This window comes from Arthrobacter sp. 210 2, from assembly GCF_059093025.1.
In genome coordinates this window covers 57,848-79,533 of record NZ_JBNHIE010000014.1, presented here as the reverse complement: position 1 = coordinate 79,533, position 21,686 = coordinate 57,848, and the positions used below count along the sequence as shown (strand labels likewise).

General features: G+C 57.8%; 18 protein-coding genes. 6 read left to right on the top strand and 12 right to left on the bottom strand.

The annotated features are described in order from the left end of the window. Positions 1 to 14: 14 nt before the first annotated feature. The 5 genes from AC5RWA_RS20295 to AC5RWA_RS20275 form a co-directional block, all read right to left on the bottom strand. Positions 15 to 1,562 carry a carboxylesterase/lipase family protein gene (locus AC5RWA_RS20295; RefSeq protein ID WP_494058832.1) on the bottom strand — a complete coding sequence of 516 codons (1,548 nt, stop codon included), beginning with the start codon at positions 1,560 to 1,562 and terminating at the stop codon, positions 15 to 17. Positions 1,563 to 1,785: 223 nt separating this feature from the next. Next, the gene (locus tag AC5RWA_RS20290; protein WP_494058831.1) at positions 1,786 to 2,148 is read right to left on the bottom strand and encodes a hypothetical protein; all 363 of its coding nucleotides are present in this window, start codon (positions 2,146 to 2,148) and stop codon (positions 1,786 to 1,788) included. A 75-nt stretch (positions 2,149 to 2,223) separates the two neighbouring features. Then, positions 2,224 to 2,646, bottom strand: a complete 423-nt coding sequence (locus AC5RWA_RS20285; RefSeq protein WP_494058830.1) for an acyl-CoA thioesterase — start codon at positions 2,644 to 2,646, stop codon at positions 2,224 to 2,226. Next, complete coding sequence (locus AC5RWA_RS20280) at positions 2,646 to 3,551, bottom strand: nitrilase-related carbon-nitrogen hydrolase (protein ID WP_494058829.1); 906 nt, start codon at positions 3,549 to 3,551, stop codon at positions 2,646 to 2,648. Before AC5RWA_RS20280 ends, AC5RWA_RS20285 begins: the two co-directional genes overlap by 1 nt. 401 nt (positions 3,552 to 3,952) lie before the next feature. After that, complete coding sequence (locus AC5RWA_RS20275) at positions 3,953 to 5,194, bottom strand: NAD(P)/FAD-dependent oxidoreductase (protein WP_494058828.1); 1,242 nt, start codon at positions 5,192 to 5,194, stop codon at positions 3,953 to 3,955. A 360-nt stretch (positions 5,195 to 5,554) separates the two neighbouring features. Between AC5RWA_RS20275 and AC5RWA_RS20270 the strand changes: the two genes are divergently transcribed. Then, entirely contained in the window at positions 5,555 to 7,228 is a 1,674-nt protein-coding gene (locus AC5RWA_RS20270; RefSeq protein WP_494058827.1) for a PucR family transcriptional regulator, read from the top strand. A gap of 76 nt (positions 7,229 to 7,304) precedes the next feature. On the opposite strand, the gene AC5RWA_RS20265 is transcribed toward AC5RWA_RS20270, so the two are convergent. From AC5RWA_RS20265 to AC5RWA_RS20235, 7 genes are all read right to left on the bottom strand, one after another. Further along, on the bottom strand, positions 7,305 to 7,901 hold the full coding sequence (locus AC5RWA_RS20265) for an adenylate kinase (protein ID WP_494058826.1): 597 nt from the start codon (positions 7,899 to 7,901) through the stop codon (positions 7,305 to 7,307). Further along, positions 7,898 to 8,713, bottom strand: a complete 816-nt coding sequence (locus AC5RWA_RS20260) for a polysaccharide deacetylase family protein (RefSeq protein ID WP_494058860.1) — start codon at positions 8,711 to 8,713, stop codon at positions 7,898 to 7,900. The genes AC5RWA_RS20265 and AC5RWA_RS20260 overlap by 4 nt, the downstream gene beginning before the upstream one ends. Positions 8,714 to 8,884: 171 nt before the next feature. Continuing rightward, complete coding sequence (locus AC5RWA_RS20255) at positions 8,885 to 9,370, bottom strand: MaoC/PaaZ C-terminal domain-containing protein (protein WP_494058825.1); 486 nt, start codon at positions 9,368 to 9,370, stop codon at positions 8,885 to 8,887. Between the two features lie 62 nt (positions 9,371 to 9,432). After that, positions 9,433 to 10,659 carry an NAD(P)/FAD-dependent oxidoreductase gene (locus tag AC5RWA_RS20250; RefSeq protein WP_494058824.1) on the bottom strand — a complete coding sequence of 409 codons (1,227 nt, stop codon included), beginning with the start codon at positions 10,657 to 10,659 and terminating at the stop codon, positions 9,433 to 9,435. An 85-nt stretch (positions 10,660 to 10,744) separates the two neighbouring features. Continuing rightward, positions 10,745 to 12,283, bottom strand: coding sequence for a class I adenylate-forming enzyme family protein (locus AC5RWA_RS20245; protein ID WP_494058823.1), 1,539 nt, complete (start codon positions 12,281 to 12,283; stop codon positions 10,745 to 10,747). 99 nt (positions 12,284 to 12,382) lie between these two features. Beyond that, positions 12,383 to 13,435, bottom strand: coding sequence for an NAD(P)H-dependent flavin oxidoreductase (locus AC5RWA_RS20240; RefSeq protein WP_494058822.1), 1,053 nt, complete (start codon positions 13,433 to 13,435; stop codon positions 12,383 to 12,385). Positions 13,436 to 13,545: 110 nt separating this feature from the next. Further along, positions 13,546 to 14,325 carry an SDR family NAD(P)-dependent oxidoreductase gene (locus tag AC5RWA_RS20235; RefSeq protein WP_494058821.1) on the bottom strand — a complete coding sequence of 260 codons (780 nt, stop codon included), beginning with the start codon at positions 14,323 to 14,325 and terminating at the stop codon, positions 13,546 to 13,548. Between the two features lie 381 nt (positions 14,326 to 14,706). Between AC5RWA_RS20235 and AC5RWA_RS20230 the strand changes: the two genes are divergently transcribed. The 5 genes from AC5RWA_RS20230 (at position 14,707) to AC5RWA_RS20210 (ending at position 21,669) form a co-directional block, all read left to right on the top strand. Further along, on the top strand, positions 14,707 to 17,631 hold the full coding sequence (locus tag AC5RWA_RS20230) for an FAD-binding and (Fe-S)-binding domain-containing protein (RefSeq protein WP_494058820.1): 2,925 nt from the start codon (positions 14,707 to 14,709) through the stop codon (positions 17,629 to 17,631). A gap of 323 nt (positions 17,632 to 17,954) precedes the next feature. Next, a complete protein-coding gene (locus AC5RWA_RS20225) occupies positions 17,955 to 18,446 on the top strand; it encodes a MaoC/PaaZ C-terminal domain-containing protein (protein WP_494058819.1) in 492 nt (163 codons plus the stop codon). Positions 18,447 to 18,545: 99 nt separating this feature from the next. Then, entirely contained in the window at positions 18,546 to 19,253 is a 708-nt protein-coding gene (locus AC5RWA_RS20220) for an NUDIX hydrolase (protein ID WP_494058818.1), read from the top strand. A 102-nt stretch (positions 19,254 to 19,355) separates the two neighbouring features. Then, a complete protein-coding gene (locus AC5RWA_RS20215) occupies positions 19,356 to 20,249 on the top strand; it encodes a citryl-CoA lyase (protein ID WP_494058817.1) in 894 nt (297 codons plus the stop codon). Positions 20,250 to 20,457: 208 nt separating this feature from the next. Further along, a complete protein-coding gene (locus AC5RWA_RS20210; RefSeq protein WP_494058816.1) occupies positions 20,458 to 21,669 on the top strand; it encodes an NAD(P)/FAD-dependent oxidoreductase in 1,212 nt (403 codons plus the stop codon). Positions 21,670 to 21,686 lie beyond the last annotated feature (17 nt).

Below are 21,686 nucleotides of genomic sequence, written 5' to 3'. Positions count from 1 at the left end.
AAGCTGCTCTCAGTTCACCAAATCGCTACTGGGGGCGTGCTCTTGAGGAGATTCCGGCGAGAGCTGTTGCGGCCGTTCTCCAGGTAAGAGCGGCCGCGGTCGAAGACCATGGTTGGGCGGGAGCTGGAGTTGTACTTCCGCCAAGGCAGTTCTGCTGTGGAGGGGTCTCCAGTGTGGGCAAAAGCACCCCATGCAAGCATAACTTGGTCCGCGAGCTCGAACCGGTCGCCGGCGGGATCGTCGGCGACACGGAGGGCGTCCGTGTCGTGACCATCCCACGCGGACGGGTACGTGAGGTTGCCGAACACGAAAGGCAATTCGACCCCATGAGGGGCCCACGTTCTGCCGAAGCAAGGCGTTTCCCAGGCAAACTCGTAAAAGTAGACGGAGCCGCCGGCCGCTGCCTGCATTTCCGCTTGGAGTATGGCGGAGTGCCAGTGGAAGGTGTCGGTGAGCATTGCAGTCAGGATTTCCAGCCGAGACGCGCGACCCATAATTTTCCGGTACTCGCCCAGAAGGGCATGGAACTCAGCCGTCGATGTGGGTGGGGTGAAATACGCTCCTGCAAACCTTTCTGCCATCTCCTGATCGGTTCCTGGTTCCGTTTGGTGGTCGGGCAGGTAAGTCAGGCCGTCGTGGGTCGTTGTTCCGATGATCAGTGGTATCTCTGCGCTGCCGCTCGGAGCCCCGTTCTTCCAAGTTTGGGCGGGCATGAAGGTGCCATCTACCACGGGCTGGAATGCAAGTCCACCCATACGGTTATGGATTGCAATGGCGGCGCGCTTGATGTCCAGGGCATCCGCGTTTTGGAGTCGTTGCAGGTCAAAAGGGCCAGGGCCGAGTTCGGCCAGGAAAGCAGACGCAACTTCGGTTGCATGCTCCCGCGTGGACACGGAACGCTGAGAACCGCTCTGGAGGATGGCCTTATGGATCAGTCCTTTGGCTGAAGGGGTAGCCAGTAGGGAATTAACCTTCCCACCGCCACCAGATTCCCCGAATATCGTAACGTTGGCTGGATCCCCGCCAAACGCCTCGATATTATCCCGCACCCATTCCAAGGCCCGGACAATGTCCTGTTGCCCTGGCGTGGCATGAGACGCCAATTCCGGGATTAGATCTCCGAACCAGGTGTAGCCAAAGGCGGTCAGTCGATGGTTGACCGATACAACGACCACGCCTGCGGTTTCGGCCAATGTCGCGCCGTCGTAGACAGGTGCTCCTGCTGAGCCGAAAATGTAGGCCCCGCCGTGCAGCCATACCATGACCGGTAGTGGCGCCGCGAGCGGGTTGGAAGGTGTCCAGACATTGAGGTAGAGGCAGTCTTCGCTTTCAGGTTCGGGATCCAGCCAGGCAGGGTAGTCGGGGTTGTCTTGAATGCTTGGATGGCCAAGAGCGCTGGCATCTAGGACGCCTTCCCATCCAGTTGGGGGTTCCGGCGCCAAGAATCGCCGTGAACCCGTGGGCGGAGCGGCGTAAGGGATGCCCTTGAAGCTGCGTACGGATTCACCGCGAATGCCTTTGACTTGCCCGTATTGAGTGTCGACTACCGGTCCGTTGTCCATGATGTACCTTTCGAAGGTGGGCACGTTCCTTGAAGCGCATGCACGGCTAGGGCAAGGTACGCGTGTTTCCTATGCGTCGGGGCATAATTCGTGGGATGGTCACGGAGCCAGGCGGGGCAGGTGCTGGATGCGGGTGTTCTGAGGGCGGTACTAGTCCTCCGTTCCCCGTCGGGACCCGCTGGTCCGAGATCCTCTGGATACGTAGGCTGCTACTGGGCAATGCCTATGCGCCGGCGTCACGCCAGTTGACAGGGGTGATCGACAAGAGGAGTCGAGTGCCGGGGAGCGCCCCGTAGCGGACAGTCGTTCCCTTCGGAAGAACGATCAACTCGTCAGGCTCACCTATTAGAGTGCTCTCATTTTCTCCGTCGATAATAGCGAGACGGGCCTGGCCTTCAACGACGTATATCGTCTCCTCGTACTGCACGGTCCAAGGATCGCTAAAGCCCGCCTCGTGGAAGGTCATAAAGTAAGTACCGAGCTGCACAAGACCAGAAGCGGCGGTTCGATGTTCGATTTTGGCCGGACCAAAGTCATTGACGTTTCTGGAATCATAGGATGGTTTCAGATTTAGAGTTACTGCCACGGGGTTCTCCTGAGATGTCTCTGTGCTAGTCGTCTAAAGGGCAAAGTCTCTCCTGCGGATGGAGAGCACTTGGGGTCAGTTAGGGTCCGAAGGGGATCGCTGCTGCAAAACTGCACGCAGTGCTGTCGCAACGGCCTCTGGAAGTGGACGTGCACGGGCTTTAGCCGGATCGACGTTCACGTAGACGAGCTCAACGTTTGCCAGCTCGGTCTCGTCACGACTGATTTCAACTTCCAAACAGAAGCTGGAGTTTCCAACTTTGCGGCACTTCACGTCGACGTCCAGATCGTCGTCGAAGTAGGCGGGCGCCTTGAAAGACAATACGGCGCTGATTACTGATGGATCAGTTCCCTCTGCCACCAATTTCGGGTAGGGCCAGCCAATACTGCGGAGGAATTCTGTCATCGCTACGTCCGCGATTTCAAGGTACCGGCTGTTGAAAAGGAACCCCTGCGAGTCAACCTCGTGGTTCCTGACACGATGCTGGTAGGCAGGCATCAGGCTCCCATTTCTGCCTGAAGCTTGGCATAAAGATCCAACCTTCGAAGGGCCAAACCGGGGGCTTCCGGTGTCGCCCGGGAGGCCATCAGCAAGTCGTGGTCCAGGTCTGCTATGAGCAGCTGTTCTTCGCTTGATTCCGTTGTCGCCAAAATCCCATCGTTGACTCCCACGGTCTTATCCACTGGCCCGGACACGAGCGCTTTGCCAACTGCATACATCGGCGAATCTATCGGCAGGCCGTTGCTGCCGATCAGCGGCGACATGACGACATAGAGCTGGTTCTCGATGGCTCGAGCCTGGCATCCTGTTCGTACCCGGTGTACCCCGCGGCGATTCCAGGTCAGCGAAGGGCAAAGTATCAGGTCTACGCCCTTATGTACAAGGTAGCGTGACAGTTCCGGAAACTGGATATCGGCGCAGATCAGGAGTCCCGCCGTGAACGGGCCGATCTTCGTGACGAGTAGTTCGTCGCCTCCCTTGGCGCCCAGCGCGTGCTCCTGGGGTGTGAGGTGAATCTTGTCCTGTGATTCGAGCCGTCCATCCGGGTGGGCAATGAAGGCCGTATTTCTTAGAGATCCATCATCCGCAACGCGGTTGTGGCTCCCTCCCACGACGACAACGTTGTTGTCCCTTGCAATCCTGCGAAGGCCCTCAACGATGTCGTCGGTGAACTTCGGCAGAAACTTCCAGTAGTCGGATGTGATTGTGGTGGTTGTGACTTCGTGGTCGTCGACTGCGCCGAGGAGTCCTGTGCTAGCTAGTTCCGGGAAAAGCACAAGCTCCGCCCCCTGCTCGACCGCGCGTTTAACGAGGCCCTCCATATGGCCTAGATACTCCTGGAGGGACCTCTCGGGTCGAAGCTCGAACTGGGTAGTGGCTACCTTTAGTGACGCCTTGGTCATAGGATTCTCCTGTCTGAGAAGTCGGCCGCCTCTGAAAGGCGATTCCTCTTACGTCCCGCTGATCGAGGCCGCTGGAGCGGCGGTTCGATCGTAGAAAAGCGCCCGAGGTTGACCTGACATGGTTCAGACCCGTTGCGATGCTGCCCGGGCTAAGTCATGCCTTTGACGCTAATGGAAAGGCCGACGGCGGAACATTAGGAGGATTCTCAAAGGAGCTGCAGGACTTGGTTCGAATGCCAAGGCGCGGGCACTGCTGGCTGATTCATGATGCCCGCGAGAGGAAAGGGATCCCGCAGGCGAGTTGGAAAGGGTGCAGTTCAATGGCCGCAGTTATGGGTGCTGCGAACCTTTTGTACAGGTTTTTCCAATGCCGGCAGCTGAAGCATCTCCTCCATTGAAGGCTAGGAGGGCTGCCCGTCGACAGTTGTAAGCGTGGGTCTGCTCATTCGCAGGGCGGCGGCCAAGCTACTCGCTTCGCCGGCGATGATTTCAGCCATTATTTGGCCACAGGCAGGGCCACTCGCAACGCCCCATGCGTGACCCACGTTGATGTAGGCGCCGTCAACCCGGTCTACTATCGGCAAGTGGTCCGACGTTTCACTTCCCAGGCCGGCCCAGAGACCGGTGACGCCGTAATCGGCAAGGCCGTTGTACCGGTCCAGAGTCGTCGAAACCATCGCATTGGTAGCGTTGATGCTGATGTGAGGGTTGAGCGAGCCACGGCCATCGTGGCTGTTACCAATGAATATGGAGCCGCCGCGGTTTTGTGCAATTGAGTCGTCATAGCCAACTGATAGAGAACCTGTTCCAGCGAGCGGATCCCCGAGATGCGAGTTTGGTGCAGCGAAAATTGTTGGGTTATACGTCGGAAGATCTGTGAGTGCGCCACAACCGTAAACGCCGCGTGGACCATGCATTATGGCATTGACGCGGGTATCAACAGGCTGAGTCAACATCTGACCTACCCGTGCGGTGTTGATTGGCACCTCAATGCCCTCAGCCTGGAGGTTTGTGGACCAGGCCCCTGTTGCCCAAACGACACCCGACGCATGTACTTCGCCTCGAACAGTTCGTACCCCAATGACAGTTTCTCCTTGCCGCAAAGTAGAAAGTACGGACGTATTCTCAAAAGTGCGAATGCCCGACCGGACACATGCCGCGGCCAAAGCGTTGACGAACTGCACGCCGTCGATTTGGGCGTCGTCCGCGCAGAAGACAGCCCCGATAGCACTGTCGGGAAGGATAGAGGAGTGCTTTAACGCCTCCTCCCGGGTGACCAGGGTGATGTCCAAACCGGCCGTCCTTCGGTTGGAAACGTAATCCTCTAGTACCCGGCCCTGTTCGTCATTCTCAAAAAAGAAAAGTCCGCCCTGTTTACGGAAGTCAAAGACATCGCCAAACTCCAGCAGGAACTCCTGGTACTTGTCCCGGCCGGCCTTTGCCAGTGCCAGCTCAGTCCCGGCACGCCGGGTCTGCAGCCAGATAGAACCAGGGTTGCGACCGGATGCGCCGTAGGCAGGGAACCGCTGTTCAACAACGACGACGTCGAAACCCCTCTTGCGCAGTTCCCAAGCTGTGCAGAGGCCTACTATTCCTGCTCCTACGACCACAATGTCGCCGGTCGCAAGGGTGTCAGCGCCCATAGCATGTTTCCTTCCTGCTGCGAGGGGCCTGCCCTAGGCCTCTCTCGTTAGTCTTTCAGATCGCAGGGTCCCAAAGCACGGATTCGAACTGCACAACGCAAGCTTTTTGCTGCGTGTACGTCGACTGTGCCAGTCAGTTGAGCCGTCTTATTAGGTTCTCAAACTGGTGCCGAAGTTTGGAGGCTCCTACGACTGACGTTAAGAGGCTGGAATGGCCTCCGTAATTGTTATCCGTCCAATAAATCATCCAGCGAGTTAGAATTGCCACAGTAGAGCGGAGGCGATCGTGGACTAATCTGGGCGAAACCGACAGACGGAGTGCATCCGTACGTCCCGGTCTCTTTCCGAAAGAGTTCCCTTATGATTTTTGATTCGACCTCCGTGCCGCTGGGAACGGTGCTGGCGGACTTGGGCCCCGCAGCGAGACTCGTTGCAGGGGATGAGTCCCACTTGTCCAGACAGGTCACGGGTGCAGTTGTCCTGTTGAAACCTGAGGACCTGCCCCAGGACCCCGACATTGTGATTGTCTGCCCACGCGCGGAAAGCTTTGACGAAGTCAAGGAACTATTGGGGCTCCTTAGCGGCCCGGAGCGCGTCATCTTTATAGCCTCAACAGCGTCTAGGCCGAAAGATGACATTCAAGCCCGGGGCCGAAGTGACATCGTCGTCGCGGTTGATGCGAACCTTAATGTCGCCGATGTCGTCATGTCCATCTACCGGTCAATGCAGGTTCCTGAAGAGGCTGTTTCCAGGAAACTGGCTTCGTTGCAGCGGTCGCTCAGTCAGGCCATGACGGAAGCAGATCCCATACCTGCACTGCTGACCCGGCTGGCCACTATATGTAACGCCACCGCTGTTCTGATCGATAAGTCAGGTCATTCGGTCTATGCAACGGGTCCAATACCTATGTCAATTCTGTTCAACGAGATTGCCCGAACCGAAGCTGATTCCCAGAAAGTGGACGCCGACGGATGGCGGGGAGTTGCGGCCAGGATTTCGGCTCCTGTTGAAGCCGAATCACACTTCGGTTGGCTGATCGTTACTGCGCGGCGCCCGAACTTCCCTGACGCCTATGCAACGTCTGCGGCCCATGTCGCAGCCACTCTGGTTGAAGCAAGTCAGCGTATGGCGGTGGTTGCCCGACAGCAAGAGCGGGCGATACGTACGGCAGTGCTCGAGGAAGCGCTGGCCTTGCGCCGGGAGCCGCACAACCCAGAACTGGCCGGTCGGATTCTAGCCTTCGGACTGTCCTTCACCGAAGAGCTGCGAACCATCGTTTTCCGTCCGATTCGTTCATCAGTGGCCTCGAGGTCACTGCCGGGTGCCGACGATCTTTCGGAATTGCTCGGCAAGGCACTGGAGTCACAGTCCATCGCGTACCTCATGACGGCTAAGGATAGGTCCGTAACCATAACCGCCCAATGCAGCGTCCAGGCCTTCCGACGAATTGTCATTGCCGAAGGCTCAAAACTTCCCGCTGCCCATATTGGCATCGGACGTACTGTCCACGGGTTGGGGGACATCTTGGACTCTTACCAAGACGCCCAGCTCGCAGTACGGACGCTTCACCGGAACTCCCGCGGTCCTAAGACGATGGCCTACGAAGACTTTGACTACGCGACGAGGCTTTTCGCGGATGTGGGCTTTGACAAGATGATCATGTGGGCCCAGGAGTTCCTCAAGCCGTTGGAAGGGCGGGAGTTACTCGTTGAGGGCCTGCAAACATACTTCGAGCATGCCCAGAACATCAATGCCGCCGCGGATTACCTTGAGATTCACCACAATTCGCTCCGTTATCGGCTAGCCAAGGCTGAGGAAATTCTGGCTATCAACCTGAGGGAACCTGGGGCCGTCTCGTCAGTGTTTCTGGCGTTGACAGCCCTTGAACTCGGACGAATCCAACAACCGCGGCCTAAATCTTCGGCGCAGGTCGTCCGTGGCCGAAAGCCGGCCGACGTTGAGGCAACGGAGGTACTGCCCTACGCCAGGCCCATCGTCGAAAGAGCAGGCGTGGTCCGGGCCCCTGGACGCTAGAGGCCTGCTGCTGGGGCTGTGACTGGAAAAACCAGGGTTGGTCTACTGAAAGACCAACCCTGGTTTTTTCGGCCAACTAGCAGGGCGTCTCGGCCAGTAGTCCCAGCGCCACGTCCAGCGCTGCCGAGATCCTGTCTGATACGTCGGATATAGCCCCAGCCCCCTCGACCTTGGTGAGGATGCCGCGTTTCATATAGATAGTGGTTACGGCGGTCGTCTGCTCGAAGTAGAGCGCCATCCTATGGCGGATGACTTCTGCTGTATCATCGCTGCGATTTTCACGGTTGGCCCGCTTCAGCAGGCGTTCAACCAGTTCTTCGGTATCAGCTGTGAGTTGCAGTACTACATCCAGTTCCAGCCCTCTCTCCGCAAGAGTCTCGTCGAGAAAATTGACCTGGCTGGGAGTGCGAGGGTATCCGTCCAGAAGGAATCCATTGCGTACATCCGGCTGGGCCAACCGGTCGCGAACCATTGCATTGGTTACGGCATCCGGTACAAATTCACCGGCGTCCATGTAGGAAGCTGCGGTCAGACCCAGCGGAGTCTGGCCCTGAACATTCTGCCGGAAGATGTCGCCGGTCGAGATTGCTGCAACGTCCAGTCTTTCTGCAATCCGGCTGGCCTGCGTACCTTTGCCTGCTCCCGGAGGTCCTATGAGAAGAAGCCGTGTCATGGTGCCGTCCTTTCAAGCTTGGCGGGCATAAAACCGGCGGGCTTGGCCAGCGGGCTGAGTCCGTTAGGTGTGGGGGCTCCTTCATTCTGCCAGCTGTCGAATAGCTCGGAGAGAGTCGGAAACCATACACCTTCGAAGCTGGTGATGTGCTCGAGGAACTTTTCGAGCATGAGCAGGTTATGCGCCCGTCCGATGGTCTGGGGGTGCAGGGTCCAGGTCATCGCGCCGCCTGGGCATCTTTCATACGCGAAGTTGAAGCTGTCAATCCAGCGGGCGAGCACCGTCTCGTTGCTTTGCATAAGAGGGCTGCCCTTGAAGGATTCGAGTTCCGGGAAGTCATCCAAGAACCAAGACACCGGAAACTCCAGGACCTTGCTCTCAGGGCCGAACGTGTTTCCTTCTTCCTGGCTTACTTGCACGACCATGCGAGGCCGGTAAGGTTCGAAGTCCCTGCCCATCAGCGATGAATCCCAGTCGAACCCGAACTCATCCAACAGTTCCAGGGTGTTGTCCGTGATGTCCAACGCGGGGGAGCGGTAACCCCGAGGACGTAGACCAAGGAGGTCTTGGTGCTGCTTTACCTGCAGTTCCAGTAGCCGTCGCTCTTCGTCCGGCTCAAGGGCAGGAACATACTCGTGATACACACCGTGAGCACCAATCTCGTGGCCGGCCTCCATAATCGCGTCCACGCTGCCTCGGAAGGTTTGAATCGTGTGTGTCGGGACGCACCAAGTAGTCGTAATTCCGTAGCGCCGAAACACTTCGAGGAGCCGGGGGGCGCCGACTAAAGCACCAAATTCACCCCGTGACATCAAAGACTGTGAAGTGGAGCGGAACGTCCCCAGCCAGACGCTTTGGGCGTCAAAGTCAGGGCTAAGGGAGACGGCCAAGCGTTTGCCCTCGGGCAGATGTAGTGGCACTGCAGCCTACTTTCTTTAGCGCGATAACGGATAGGTCGAACCGCTCTGGAGGAACCCGGTGGCCTAGACAGGCCTCCTGGACAGGAGGACCACCCAGTCGCCTTCCTGGCAAACAGTCCCGTTCTGGTTCAGAATCTGGACGCGGGTGGTTACAACACCGCGATCCGGTTTGCTGGTGGACGGCCTGATGCCAATCACCTCTTCACGTACGGTGATGGTGTCGCCGATTCGAATCGGAGCGCGCAGGTTCCAGTTGTCGATGCCCAGGAATGCGATGGCGGAGCCGTTCTTCCATCCCAGCGCCATTTCGAGCCCGAAGGCGAGGGAAAGTGCACCGGGTCCGTGGAAGAGCCTGGTTCCGAACTCGGTTGTCTTGGCGTATTCCTCGTTTGTATGCAACGGATGCATGTCGCCGGACCAGGTGGCAAAGGTCACGACGTCGAATTCCGTTACGGTGCGCCCGGCCGAAGTCCAGCCCTGTCCAAGCTCCAGGTCGTCAAGGTAGTGTACGGCCGACGCATTGGTCGTGCCGAGGAGATTTGTATTCAAAATTTGCTCCGCTTCTTCGTAGTCTTTTTAGATGCTCTGAGTGTCCGAAACGCCTGGCAGCGTCAATACCTGATGACTCCATCAACTTGTGTCGCGAGGGTCGGCCGGTACAGGGACATTTCGTCAAGGGAGATGCTGAGCTGCTCACCTGAGATCAGCTCGGCCACCAAACGTCCTGTGATGGGCCCGGCCAAGTTGCCGTAGACGTGGCCGGTGGCCAGAATTAGTCCAGGAAGCTCTTCCACCTCATCAACGATGGGTAGGGAATCTGCTGTTGCGGGAACCAGGCCTGCCCAGGCGCCTTCAACGCCCAACGTCCTGTAGTTGGGGAAGGTTCTGAGTAATGAATCAATAGCCAGCTTCAGGCCTGCGGCAGGCAACCTGTCATCGAGCTGGTCGGGATAGTCCATTGGGCAGCCGATGAACAGATTTCCGCTCTCAGTCTTGGCTACACATTCCATATGTTCGAGCCCGTACGACTGATCCTCGGAGGGTGAAGTGAAGTACTCATCCTTGTAACTGGGGAGATTACGAATGTGCGCGTATTGTTTTGCCGCCAACGGTCCATTCAGGATTTTGTCGAGTTTTTCCTCCACAGGAGCGAGTAACACAGCCCCCAGCCTGTGCGGCTTAACGGGTACGGTGACACCTTCGGCTTCCAGCATTGTTGACCAGACGCCTCCTGCCCAAACAACTTTGTCTGCGGAGACGTCGCCCTTGATCGTCTTTACCCCTACCACCCTTGACCCGTAGCGCAACAGGCCCGAAACCGGTGTGTGTTCATGGATCCGAACACCCAGCCGCCTGCACTCCTGGGCCAAGGCGCTGACAAACTTCGGCGTGCGGATTTGGCCGTCCTCCGGGCTGAAGGTGGCGCCGATGACATCGGGAGGCAAGATGGGGGCGGCTTCGTGAGCTGCTTGGTCATCCAGGAGTTCTGCTTTGAATCCGTCGGCAATGCGGGCTTCGACAAATTCCTTGTAGACACGGCGCTGGTCGTCCGTGTAGAAAAACGTCATGGCGCCATTGCTTCTGTACTCAAAGGATGGCCCGAGGATCTCAGCGAAGTCGTCGTAGAGGGCTCTGCCGGCACGGGTCAGTTTCACGGCGTAATCTCCGTGGCGATTCTGCATGTGGAGGAATCCCAAGTTCCGTCCGGAGGCCCCGTGCCCAAGTTCACGCTGTTCGAGGAGCACGACATCGTGCCCCTTTGTCGCCAGGAAATAGGCGGTGGTCACACCTACGATTCCGCCGCCTACGACTACCACTCCGGCTTTGTCGAGGTTCATTTTCGTCTGTCCTAACTCGTCTTTTCGGGCAGTTTTATGCGAGTACTGCGGGGTGCATTGATTGGCGGATCAAAGTTCGCCATTTCTAACTGGTTTGCTTCACTTCTGTAGTTAGCAGCGACACCACGTCACGCCTGCTGACTTTTCCGGTTGTCAGATTCACCGGGAGCGCTTCGACCGGGATGAACTCACTAGGTACCTTGTAGGACGAGAGTCGAGCGGCAGTGAAAGCCTTCAGTTCGTCGGTGTCTACAGAAGCGCCGGGTTTTGGAACGATAGCCGCCACAACACGCTGACCGTAGACATCGTCCGGGATGCCCACGACTGCAACATCATTGATGGAGTGGTGTTGCTGCAGCACCCGCTCAACTTCCGCCGGTGATATGTTCGTCCCGCCGCGGATGATGACGTCGGACAGTCGGCCCACTACATAGACGAAGCCATCCTCATCCACTCGTACCAGGTCCTTTGTCCGGTACCAGCCGTCGTCGGTGATCACGCTTCGCGTCTGTTCTTCGTCCCGCCAGTAGCCAAGCATTAGCCCAGGTCCACTAGAGTACGCTTCGCCAATTTGTCCCGTCGGCACTTCGTTTCCGTTTTCGTCAAGAACCTTCAGTTTCGACCGAGGCACCAGTTTGCCAGCGGACCCTGGCTTTGGTGTCGGATTCGCGACAGGGTCATAAGTCACCAGGGGCAGGCATTCGGAAGCACAATAGGCATCAAGGACAGGAAGGCCGGTTTGCTCCTGCCAGCGGCTGAAGGCGGCTTCATTTCTTGGTTCTCCCCCTGAGATGCAAAGTCGAAGCGACGGAAATGCCGGATGTCCGTTGGCGTGCTGTTCAGCGTACTGGGCCAGCTTTCCGAAGGTCGCGGTGACTCCAGCCAAAAAAGTGGCGGAGTGCTTCTCGATAGCAGGAGCTATCATTTCCGGACGAGCCCTGCGGACAATCACCACTGTCCCGCCGCGTAGCAAAACGGCCAAGGACGTGCTGGCTAGGCCGTAGAGCCAGGCCATGGGCAGACAAATGATTGCTGTATCTTCAGGGGAGAGATGCCAGACTTCTCCGTATGTGTCAGCACAGTTGTAGATGGCGGCAGCCGAGAGCATGATGGCCTTCGGTCGGCTCGTAGTGCCCGATGAGAAACAGATCATGGAGAGGGGTTCGCGAAGCCCCTCCGGGTTGGGCGCGGCGTCGTTCCGCACGTTAGTGACGTGGAATTCTGTTATGTCGACAATGGGCGTGTTCTTTGATGCAGGAGTGATCAGCGCACGATCAACACTTGTGGAGGCAATGATGAGGGCAGGGTCGCTGGTGTCAATGGCGTATTCCAGATCCCCCGGCCCAGATGAAGGGTAGATAGTCACTAGGACGCCACCGCTGCGCCATACAGCCAAGGCGGTTGCAAGATAGGCAGCGGAGCTTTCTGCAATGAGGGCCACGCGATGACCAGGCTTAAGGCCGGCTTTGGTTAAAATTTCCGCGCGGCGTTCGATTGACGCCTGGAGGTCTAGATAGCTGATGGTTGTGTCGCCATCGATGATGGCCGCGTGCGTGGGGAAACGGGCGGCGACCTCTTCGAGTGCCGAGAAACAACTTTTCTGCCCGGTTGACGAGTTTTTCATATACGCTCCACTGTGAATTGAGAGTTGGAACACGCTGGGCCCGCTGAGTCGGCCACATCACACTCAGCGGGCGCCTGTGATCCTTCCGGCGCCCGCCGGCTATTTTCCTGCTCCGAGCCCTTTCAGGATCTTCTCGGCTTCCGAGGCCATGTTCTCGACGATTTGGCCGGCCGGAAGAATCTCATGAACCAGCTGCATCGTCTGGCCGACGGGCATCATCCCAAATTCCATGTCGCCGTCCTGATAGCCTGTCTCGACACGTGTGCCCGCAACAGCGTACTGGCCGGGGAAGCCGGCGGGCTTCTTTTCAGCAGATTCCCATTCCGAGGTCCATTTGTTCTGGAATGCACGCATGCGCTTGCCACTGTACGAGTAAGTGATGGTGCTGTCTTTGAAGGACCCTTCGACTACACGGTTCTTGAAATTGTTGTGACCGTACGCTTCGGGGCTCGCAATGAATCGCGTTCCAACCCACACACCCGCAGCCCCCAACGCGAGGGAGGCTGCCAGCCCGCGACCGTCAGCGATACCTCCAGCAGCCAGAACTGGCTGGTCAACAACATCAATGACAGCAGGCACGAGAGTCATGGTTGACGCGTATCCCGTGTGACCTCCGGCTTCAGTTCCCTGGGCGACAATGAAGTCAACGCCTGCTGCGCTGGCCTCTTTGGCTTTGCCGACGGAACCGACAAGCGAGAAGACAGTAATTCCTCGGTCCTTGCACTCCTTGATGAACCAATCCGGAGTGGCGAAGGTCAACACGACGGCTGAGGGCGCTGCATCCAGGACAATCTGGACCTGGTCAGCTACAGCACCAGGTGTCAGGAGGGCTTCTACACCCGCCAGTTTTTCCTGGTCAGCACCCGAAAGGGACTGCCACAGTTCGCGTACAGGGGCCCACTGTGCTTCATCCTCAGTTGTCAGTGAGTCGGGCAGCAGGAGGTTAACTGCGTAGGGTTTGTCCGTGCCCGCTTCAATCTTCTTGATCTCGGCGCGCAGATTGTCCGGCATGAAGCTCACTCCGCCAAGGCAACCCAAGCCGCCGGCATTGCTGACTGCCGTGACGAGCTCAGCTTGTGCAACACGGGCCATGCCTGCAGAACAAATGGGATATTGAAGACCGAGAGCGTCGGTCAATGCTGTCCTGATCACTAAGACACCTTTCACTTCTCGGAGCCTAGCGAGGGCCTAGCTCCAGTTTATGTTGGCCCAGGATTGGGCGTTGCAGTAGATCGAACTACTCGGGGATGAGGCGTAGCAGACTACGTGGCGTTCCAGCCGCCGTCGACCTGAATAGTCTGTCCATTTACATAACTCGCAGCATCGGAAGCGAGGAACAGAACCACACTCGCCACTTCCGAGGGCTCTCCAGACCTTTTTGCAGGAATGAGGAAGTCCATAATCTCGGGCGACACGCCAATACCTCGCTGTTGAGTCGAAACGAGATCGCCCAGGATTTCCTCCGAAGTGGCACGGAGATTTGTCTTGATCACACCGGGGGCGACGACATTGGCCGTGACACCATGAGGGGCAACGTCGATAGCGAGGCGTCGGGTCATGCCCTCGATGCCCGCTTTAGAAGTGACATAGGAAATTCCATCTGCCGCACCCCTTTGCCCGGCAACAGATCCGATGGTGATAATACGGCCGGAATTTTGCTTGGTCATCACTTGAGCTGCCGCGCGGCAGCCGTAGAAAGCGCCAGTCAAATTCACTCCGATGATCTTGGCCCACAGCTCAGGAGTCGTCTCAAGTACGTCGGCATATCCGTCGAAGACCCCGGCGCTGTTGACGAATACGTCAAGTTTGCCCGTCTTGTCTACTACCTCATCCACAAGCGCGGACACGGAGTGATAGTCGCTGACGTCCACGACACGCGTGTTTAGTCGCTCGGGCGAGCCGAGTTCGCTCCGGGTTTCGGCGAGCCGTTCCTCTGACACATCGCTGGCATATACGTCATAACCTGCTTCGACAAATGCCTTAGCGATGCTTCGGCCGATGCCGGAACCGGATCCTGTGATAATTACGCTTTTGCTTCCCATGCCTTACAACTTACGGGGGCCTTTGTGGCTGCGAAACTGGCAACTTCACGGCGATTCGCCTTTTGTCTCGTGGAAGATACAGGATCTCGCATGTGGCCGTAAGGGGACGCCCAGAAGGGCCATCTGCGCTGCGGACCCCAGCCATTCCGGCTTAAGTTGAGCAAGGAATGAGGGACCTGCGAGCTTGGAACCTTCTAGGGAAATAACCAGAAGCCCCCACGACGATTTGGACAAATTATGGTGCATGGTTCAGGCGACACCACCTTAAGATCTGAATACAGCCGATCCGTGGCGAACGCAGTTAAATCTCGCCGGACAAGCGCGAGTCTCAACAAGTCCTAAGGACAGGCCCGGCAGACACCTACGGAAAGTATTAGCACCATGAGCTCACCCAGCACCGAAGCAATCGTTCGTGAACTTGAGGGTGCTGGTGTAGAGGTAGACAGCACTAGCCGGCGGCTCACCGAGTACTCATACGATGCGTCCAACTATCGGGTCCGCCCGATGGCTGTCGCCTTCCCACGCGACAGGCACGAGGTCAGATCAATTATCCGGATTTGCCAGCGCCATGGATGTCCCGTAACAAGTCGGGGCGGCGGAACAAGCATGGCCGGCAACGCAGTGGGCAGTGGGCTCATCTTAGACTTTTCCCGTTTCATGAACCGTGTGGTGGATCTTGATCTGGGTTCTGAGACTGTCACCGTAGAGCCCGGCGTCATCCTGACGACCCTGCAAAGAGAAATCCAAACAGCCAGCCTTGGTACGTATACCTTCGCTCCCGACCCCTCCTCCATGGGAAGAGTCACAGTGGCGGGCGCAATAGGAAATGATGCTTGCGGCAACCATTCGGTCAGGGACGGCAGAACCGCGGATCATATTGTTTCGCTTGAATTGGTAACCGCATCGGGCCATATCGTGACCGCTGAGGCGGGCGGTGTCAGGCCATCGGACCCATCCGATGTTGAAGCTGCGGTGGAGGCCGCACGCATTCAGGAGGGACTAAAGCGACTCGCCGAGGACAACCTGGCGCTTTTTCGAACTGAGTTTGGCCGACTGGCACGACAAGTTTCTGGATACCAGTTGGGGAACCTCCTGCCTGAAAACGGCTTCGATACGGCAAAGGCTCTGGCCGGCAGCGAGGGTACGTGTGCCATCATTGTGTCTGCCACCGTGAAGTTGGCTAAGGTAGCCCCTGCGGCGCTGCTGGTATGTCTTGGTTATCCTGACGTCGTTGCGGCGGCATCAGACGTTCCCGAAATCCTCAACTTTAATCCAGCTGCGGTCGAAGGTATCGATGAGGCCATTGTCCAGACTGTCCGCCATCGCCGTGGAGACGCAGCGGTTGGTGCATTGCCTCAAGGCAAAGCGTTCCTTTATGTCGATCTAGACGGTGAAAACCCAGCAGATGTTCGTCAGCAGGCCGAAAACCTCCTGCAGAGTCTTGGCAAGAGTGGAAATCTTTTGGACGGGTTCGCTGTCCCGGATCCAACAGAACGGGCAAATCTCTGGCGCGTCAGGGAAGACGGGGCAGGGTTGTCCTCTCGGCTGGCTAATGGAGAGCAGTCCTGGGCGGGATGGGAGGACGCAGCAGTTGCTCCGGAGAATCTCGCATCCTATCTTTCCGATTTCACGGCCCTGTTGAAGAAACATCAGCTGCATGGCGTCATGTACGGCCATTTCGGCGCCGGCTGCACTCACGTTCGCGTAACTTTCGATCCCCGAAGCGAGTCGGGACGAGGGGTCATGGAACGTTTCCTCCGAGAGGCTGCCGCTTTGGTCAGCCGGCATGGTGGCTCCCTGTCGGGCGAACATGGGGATGGCCGGGCACGCTCAGAGCTCCTATCCGTGATGTATAGCACCGCTGCTCTTGAAGCCTTCGCGCATTACAAGGCCATTTGGGACCCTCAGGAAATCCTCAACCCTGGCATCATTACGAAACCAGCCCCGCTGATGGCAGATCTCGCCATGGCCGGGGTCCCGGCGCGCGGATTCAGGACGTCCTTTGCCTTGGAGCCAACGACCAGAGGTGAGGAACGCTTTCCGGCAGCCGTCCAGTCTTGTATCGGTGTAGGACGCTGCCGCACTACGGCAGGAGCCGGGGTTATGTGTCCCAGCTACCGCGCCACGCGGGACGAAAAGGACTCAACTCGTGCCCGTGCACGTGTTCTGCAAGAAATGGTCATGGGGTCCAGAAACGCGGAGGAGGGTTGGAAGTCGCATGACGTTCGTGATTCTTTGGACCTGTGCTTATCGTGCAAAGCATGTTCCACTGATTGTCCAGCAGGTGTCGACATGGCGTCCTATAAGTCTGAATTCTTTCATCACTTTTACCAAGGACGTTTGCGTCCCTTGTCCCACTACAGCCTTGGCTGGCTGCCGACCTGGCTCAAGATCACCAGCAGGATTGCGCCTTTGGTCAACCTGGCCCTTCGCAGTCCTCTTGCTGGCGCCATCGCCCGCACTGCAGGGATCACCACAAAACGTAAAATGCCGGCCTTTGCCTCCCGCCGGGAGCTCGAGAAGGAAATCGGGGTTAGCAGGCCCTCCAATGCGGACACAGTGCTGTTCGTTGACAGTTTCACGCGCGGGTTCCGGCCGGCCGTCGCGGGGGCCGCAAAGCGTGTACTCGAGGACGCCCGAAAAACCGTAGAGTGCAGCACAGACCAGTGCTGCGGTTTGACGTGGATCTCAACAGGCCAACTGGACACCGCGCGCAAACTTCTCACGAAAGCTGCCACAGCGCTGGATGACGGCACTGACCGGCCCATCGTAGTCATTGAACCCAGCTGCGCCGCGGCCCTGCGCAAAGACCTCCCCGAACTCGTGCCAACAGAAGCTGCCCGCCGGGTGTCGAAACGGATCCAAAATTTCGCCGGAGCCGTCCTGGAACAGACGGCTGCCGGATGGCGTCCACAGTCTGTCCCCGATGCGGTGACAGTCCAAACTCACTGCCACGAATACGCTACCTTCGGATCGGCGTCGCAGACGTCAGCACTGACCGCATTGGGAGTAACCAACATTGTGCAGGCCAATGGCTGCTGCGGCGTTGCCGGAAATTTCGGATTTGAGCATCAACATTTTGACGTCAGTATGGCCGTGGCGGAGCAGTCACTAGCCCCTGCACTTCGTGAAGCGCCAGAAGGGGCGCCGGTCCTCACTGATGGATTCAGTTGCCATATGCAGGTTCGACAGATTCTGGATAGTCATTCTGACAAGGCGTCGAGGCACCTCGCGGAAATAATCGATCCTGGCAGCGCTTCCGCGAAGGGCCAGATACGCCTGACGGGCACCGAAACTACCCACTGACGCCGGGCAGCGCTGACATGCTGTTCTTCCAAGACTCCGGGTCCTCCAGCTGCTCCCTGCGTGGGAGGACCCGGCTCCAATTGGCGAATCTTCGGTTGTACGGGCGGCTTGGGCGCCACTTGGAATCTATCCCTGTCGGGGCTGAAGTTTCGGTAATTCTCCAATGTCGGCAAGCCGACATTGCTCCTACAGTTCCATGTCATGACGTACGAGTTGACAAGAGCTGCAGCCCGGCACGGGTTGTCCCCACTTCGGTGCTGCTCGAGTCAAAGCCGACTGGCAGGTCCCACCGGACAGGTCTGTCATGGAAAAAGGAGCAAATGATGACCCCACCAACTGACAGTCGCCTGACGTCGGCAAACCGATTCCTTGAGGACCTCGATGTCGGCGTTTCGTGGCTATCGCGGGGCCGCACTATTACCGAATCCGATGTAGTGACGTTCGGCACCTGGTCGGGTGACATGCACCCACTGCATTCCAACGAGGAATATGCACGGCATACCCAATTCGGCGGACGAATCTTCCATGGCCCGGGCGCATTGGCGATCGCATTCGGGCTGGAAATGGGAATCGGCTGGAAAGAACAGTCCGCCATAGCATTCCTTGGCATTCAGGACTGGAAACTTATGGCTCCAGTTAGGATAGGGGACACGATTTCGGTACGGGAAGAGGTGACGGAGCTGAGGCCGTCAGCAACCAAGGCCGACCGTGGAATCGTAAAAACCCGAGTTGAGATACTCAACCAGCATGGCGAAGTCTGCCAGGCAGGATACTGGGTGGTTCTGTTGTACCGTTCCGCGATCCATACTCCCTGAAGAAGCGGCCAACGCGCGGCTTAGGGCAGGATGTCAGCATTACCGGAGCGGAATGGACCGAAGCAACCAGCGCCACCATTTTTATCAAGGGAGACACCGATGGCGGATGTAAGCCTGCCAAAAGAGGACCCGATCAAAAATCCCGCGCCGCGGCTGGCAGTGAGCGCCGTTCTGCTTCGGGACTCGCTCAACGGGCTTGAGGTGTTTGTTCAGCATCGGGCTTCGTCAATGGATTTTGCCGCTGGTGTGGTCGCCTTTCCCGGAGGGCGCGTCGACGACGTCGACTCCATATATCGGCAATTTAGCGACGGCCTCTTGAACGCACATGCTGCAGCCTGGGAACGCACCGGCGTGTCCGGTGCAGCAGCCGAGACCCGCTATAACGTCGGCCGCCTCATAGCTGCAGCGATGCGTGAGGTGGCAGAAGAATGCGGCATCTCCTTGGAACCTACTGCACTGACGCCTTGGGCAAACTGGATAACACCAGAGGGTTTCGAGAAACGTTTTGACACATACTTCTTCGTCTGCGCACTGGAATCTGGCATTGAACCCCGGCATATCACCACCGAGGCGTCGCATTCACACTGGATGCCTGTCCGTCGACTCCTCGAAGAAGAAGCCGTCGGGATGTGTAGGCTGCTGCCACCAACGCTGACAATCCTGGATGAGCTCGACGAGGCCGGTGCTGTGGAGAACGTGCATAGAGGGCGACGAGACATCGAACCTGTGCAGCTCCGACCTAGCAGTATTGACGAGTTTTACCGCCGGCGAAGGGCACGGCGGGCAACCTCCGATCCGAAGGGCTAGTGGGACGAATAGAGTGCTGGCTTTGTGCGTAATACGAAAAGCTCAGTTCAAAGTGTATTTTCCCCAGTTTCATCGGTGATTGCAGCGTTCTAGTGTTCCGATATGCACCAGTTGAACTCAGCGGCTGTCACAGACGGCACTGCACCCCACTCTCCTTCCGCCGGCAGATCACCCGAGGGTTCGGATTTGCCGAAATATTGGTCTACGTCGGTGAGCCGGGTAACGGACACAAAGGTATACATCCGTGGGTATGATCTTGAACAGCTGATCGGTAAGGTCCCGTTCGCGGCCTCGACGTTCTTGTTGCTGCAGGGCCGACTTCCCACACCGGCTGAAGCGGATCTACTTGACGCCGTTTTATCAGCCATCCTTGACTACTCCCTTCAAAAGTCCGGAACTGTTGCAGCCCGCTACGTTGCTTCCGCAAATCCCAACATGGCAGCTGCCTTGGCCACGGGAATCCTTGGTGTCGGGAAGAACACCATGGACCCAGCAGACACGGCGCGGTTCTGCATCGATATGTACTCGCGCCTGCAGGCCAGCAACAAGGCCCCCGATGTTCTGGCCGTCGAGATTGTTGAAGAACTACGCGAAAAGAAGCAGCGCATCCCAGGTTTGGGCCATCCCGTTTTCCGTTACATTGATCCGCGGGCACAGAAGCTGCGTCAGCGCGCCGTTGACGCAGGCGTTTGGGGGCCCAAGGCGGAGTTCTACGAGGAGATTTTCCGCGCATTCACCAGCCTTCCCGGCAAGCAGTCGATTGTACTGAATGACATTGGAATGATGGCGCTGGTGTTGGTCGAGATGGGGTTTTCGCCGGAAGAAACTACTGGTCTCGCAATCCTGTCAACACTTCCCGGCGTTATAGCCCATGTCTCGGAGGAATTGGGCCAAGCGCGGCCCATCCGCACCGTCCCTGAAGGTACGGCAGAATACGACCCGTCCGTGAAGGACTTCGATAGCGATTGGAGTCAAGCTGGATGGACGAGGGAGTGACGCCACTGAGTGAGCCTGCCTGGTAGCTGGCTTCCATGTTCTTAAGCCAGGCTCCCGATCTTCAGGCCAACTTAGTTGTGTCTGGCGCTGAAGAAGCGGGCCGCTGCAGGTCCTGAAGTTGCCCTCGGCTAAATAGCCACAGCCTTGGGCATAATGAGCCTGACATTCGCCGCATACTTCCCACCCCTTGCTCTGAAAGGATTTAGTCTTGACCAGTTCAGTTCTTATCATCGGCGGTGGCCTCGTCGGCACATCCAGCGCATACTTTTCCGCGCGTCTAGGCTTGAACGTCACCTTGCTCGAACAGAAAACAATCGGTTTTGGCGCCTCGAGCCGCAACGCAGGATTCGTTTGGCTCCATTGCCGCAACCCCGGTTGGGCCCTCGACATCTCGAAGAAGGGCCGTGCCCTCTTCGATGAACTCCGCAACGACCTGCCCATCCCCTTCGAATTCCGGGCTGAAGGCGGGCTCATTTATTTCCACGACGAACGCCAAGCGCCCATTTTCAAGGAGTTCGTTGCTGCACGACAGGCTGACGGCCTGGATATGTCGCTGCTTGGGAACAAAGAAGTGCGGGACCTGGTCGGGCCGATTCGTGAAGACGTTGTCGGTGCCAGCTATTGCGCCGAGGACGCCCAGATCAATACAGCCACAGTGGTGGCGGCCCTGGCCGCGGGAGCACGGGCCGAAGGGGCAGACCTCCGCGAAGGCGTAACCGTTTCCAAACTCATCTTCTCCGGAGGACGTGTCATCGGCGTGGAAACGAATGAAGGAAACTTCTTCGCAGACAAGGTAGTTGTTGCATCCGGAGCATGGACCGAAAAGCTGATGCGGGCGAGCAACCTGGAAGTCCCGATCGGGCGCGAACGCCTCCAGGTCATGGCTACCAAGCCCCTGCCCATGCAGATCAAGCCGGTCGTCTACGGTCCCACTGCAGCAAAAGCATACGGGCTCTTCCGCAATCTACCCAGCTGGGACGATGAGCTTTTCCGCAGCAGGATCGAAGAAGAGTCTGGCTATGAAATGCTCACCCTCGCCGCACAACGGGCGAATGGGGAAATCCTGATTGGTTGCCCCATGGACTACCCTTCGGAAGTAGATCTATTCCCCACACTTGACGGGCTGAAAGCAATAGCCGATGACATTATTGGGGATTTCCCAGGTTTGAGGAAGGTGGGCATAGATCGAGTATGGGCGGGCGTCCTGCCGTTTACATCAGACCTCGTCCCCGTCATTGATGAAATCACGCCAGGCCTCGTCATGGCTGCCGGGCATGTGTTCGGCAATTCGTCAGGGCCGATGACCGGAAAACTTATCAGCCAGCTCCTCACGGAAACTGAACCTGAAATGGACCTGAGGGAGGTTCGCTGGAACCGCGAGCTTGATCCCGTAATTCCTGGGGCAACCGTCCACTGGTAACCTGAACGCCGGCTGCG

Coding starts and splice junctions, on each gene's coding strand:
- AC5RWA_RS20225 (WP_494058819.1), top strand. CDS start 17,955: ATGACCCCACCAACTGACAGTCGCCTGACGTCGGCAAACCGATTCCTT.
- AC5RWA_RS20230 (WP_494058820.1), top strand. CDS start 14,707: ATGAGCTCACCCAGCACCGAAGCAATCGTTCGTGAACTTGAGGGTGCT.
- AC5RWA_RS20295 (WP_494058832.1), bottom strand. CDS start 1,562: ATGGACAACGGACCGGTAGTCGACACTCAATACGGGCAAGTCAAAGGC.
- AC5RWA_RS20215 (WP_494058817.1), top strand. CDS start 19,356: ATGCACCAGTTGAACTCAGCGGCTGTCACAGACGGCACTGCACCCCAC.
- AC5RWA_RS20275 (WP_494058828.1), bottom strand. CDS start 5,194: ATGGGCGCTGACACCCTTGCGACCGGCGACATTGTGGTCGTAGGAGCA.
- AC5RWA_RS20265 (WP_494058826.1), bottom strand. CDS start 7,901: ATGACACGGCTTCTTCTCATAGGACCTCCGGGAGCAGGCAAAGGTACG.
- AC5RWA_RS20260 (WP_494058860.1), bottom strand. CDS start 8,713: ATGTCACGGGGTGAATTTGGTGCTTTAGTCGGCGCCCCCCGGCTCCTC.
- AC5RWA_RS20235 (WP_494058821.1), bottom strand. CDS start 14,325: ATGGGAAGCAAAAGCGTAATTATCACAGGATCCGGTTCCGGCATCGGC.
- AC5RWA_RS20250 (WP_494058824.1), bottom strand. CDS start 10,659: ATGAACCTCGACAAAGCCGGAGTGGTAGTCGTAGGCGGCGGAATCGTA.
- AC5RWA_RS20245 (WP_494058823.1), bottom strand. CDS start 12,283: ATGAAAAACTCGTCAACCGGGCAGAAAAGTTGTTTCTCGGCACTCGAA.
- AC5RWA_RS20270 (WP_494058827.1), top strand. CDS start 5,555: ATGATTTTTGATTCGACCTCCGTGCCGCTGGGAACGGTGCTGGCGGAC.
- AC5RWA_RS20220 (WP_494058818.1), top strand. CDS start 18,546: ATGGCGGATGTAAGCCTGCCAAAAGAGGACCCGATCAAAAATCCCGCG.
- AC5RWA_RS20280 (WP_494058829.1), bottom strand. CDS start 3,551: ATGACCAAGGCGTCACTAAAGGTAGCCACTACCCAGTTCGAGCTTCGA.
- AC5RWA_RS20285 (WP_494058830.1), bottom strand. CDS start 2,646: ATGCCTGCCTACCAGCATCGTGTCAGGAACCACGAGGTTGACTCGCAG.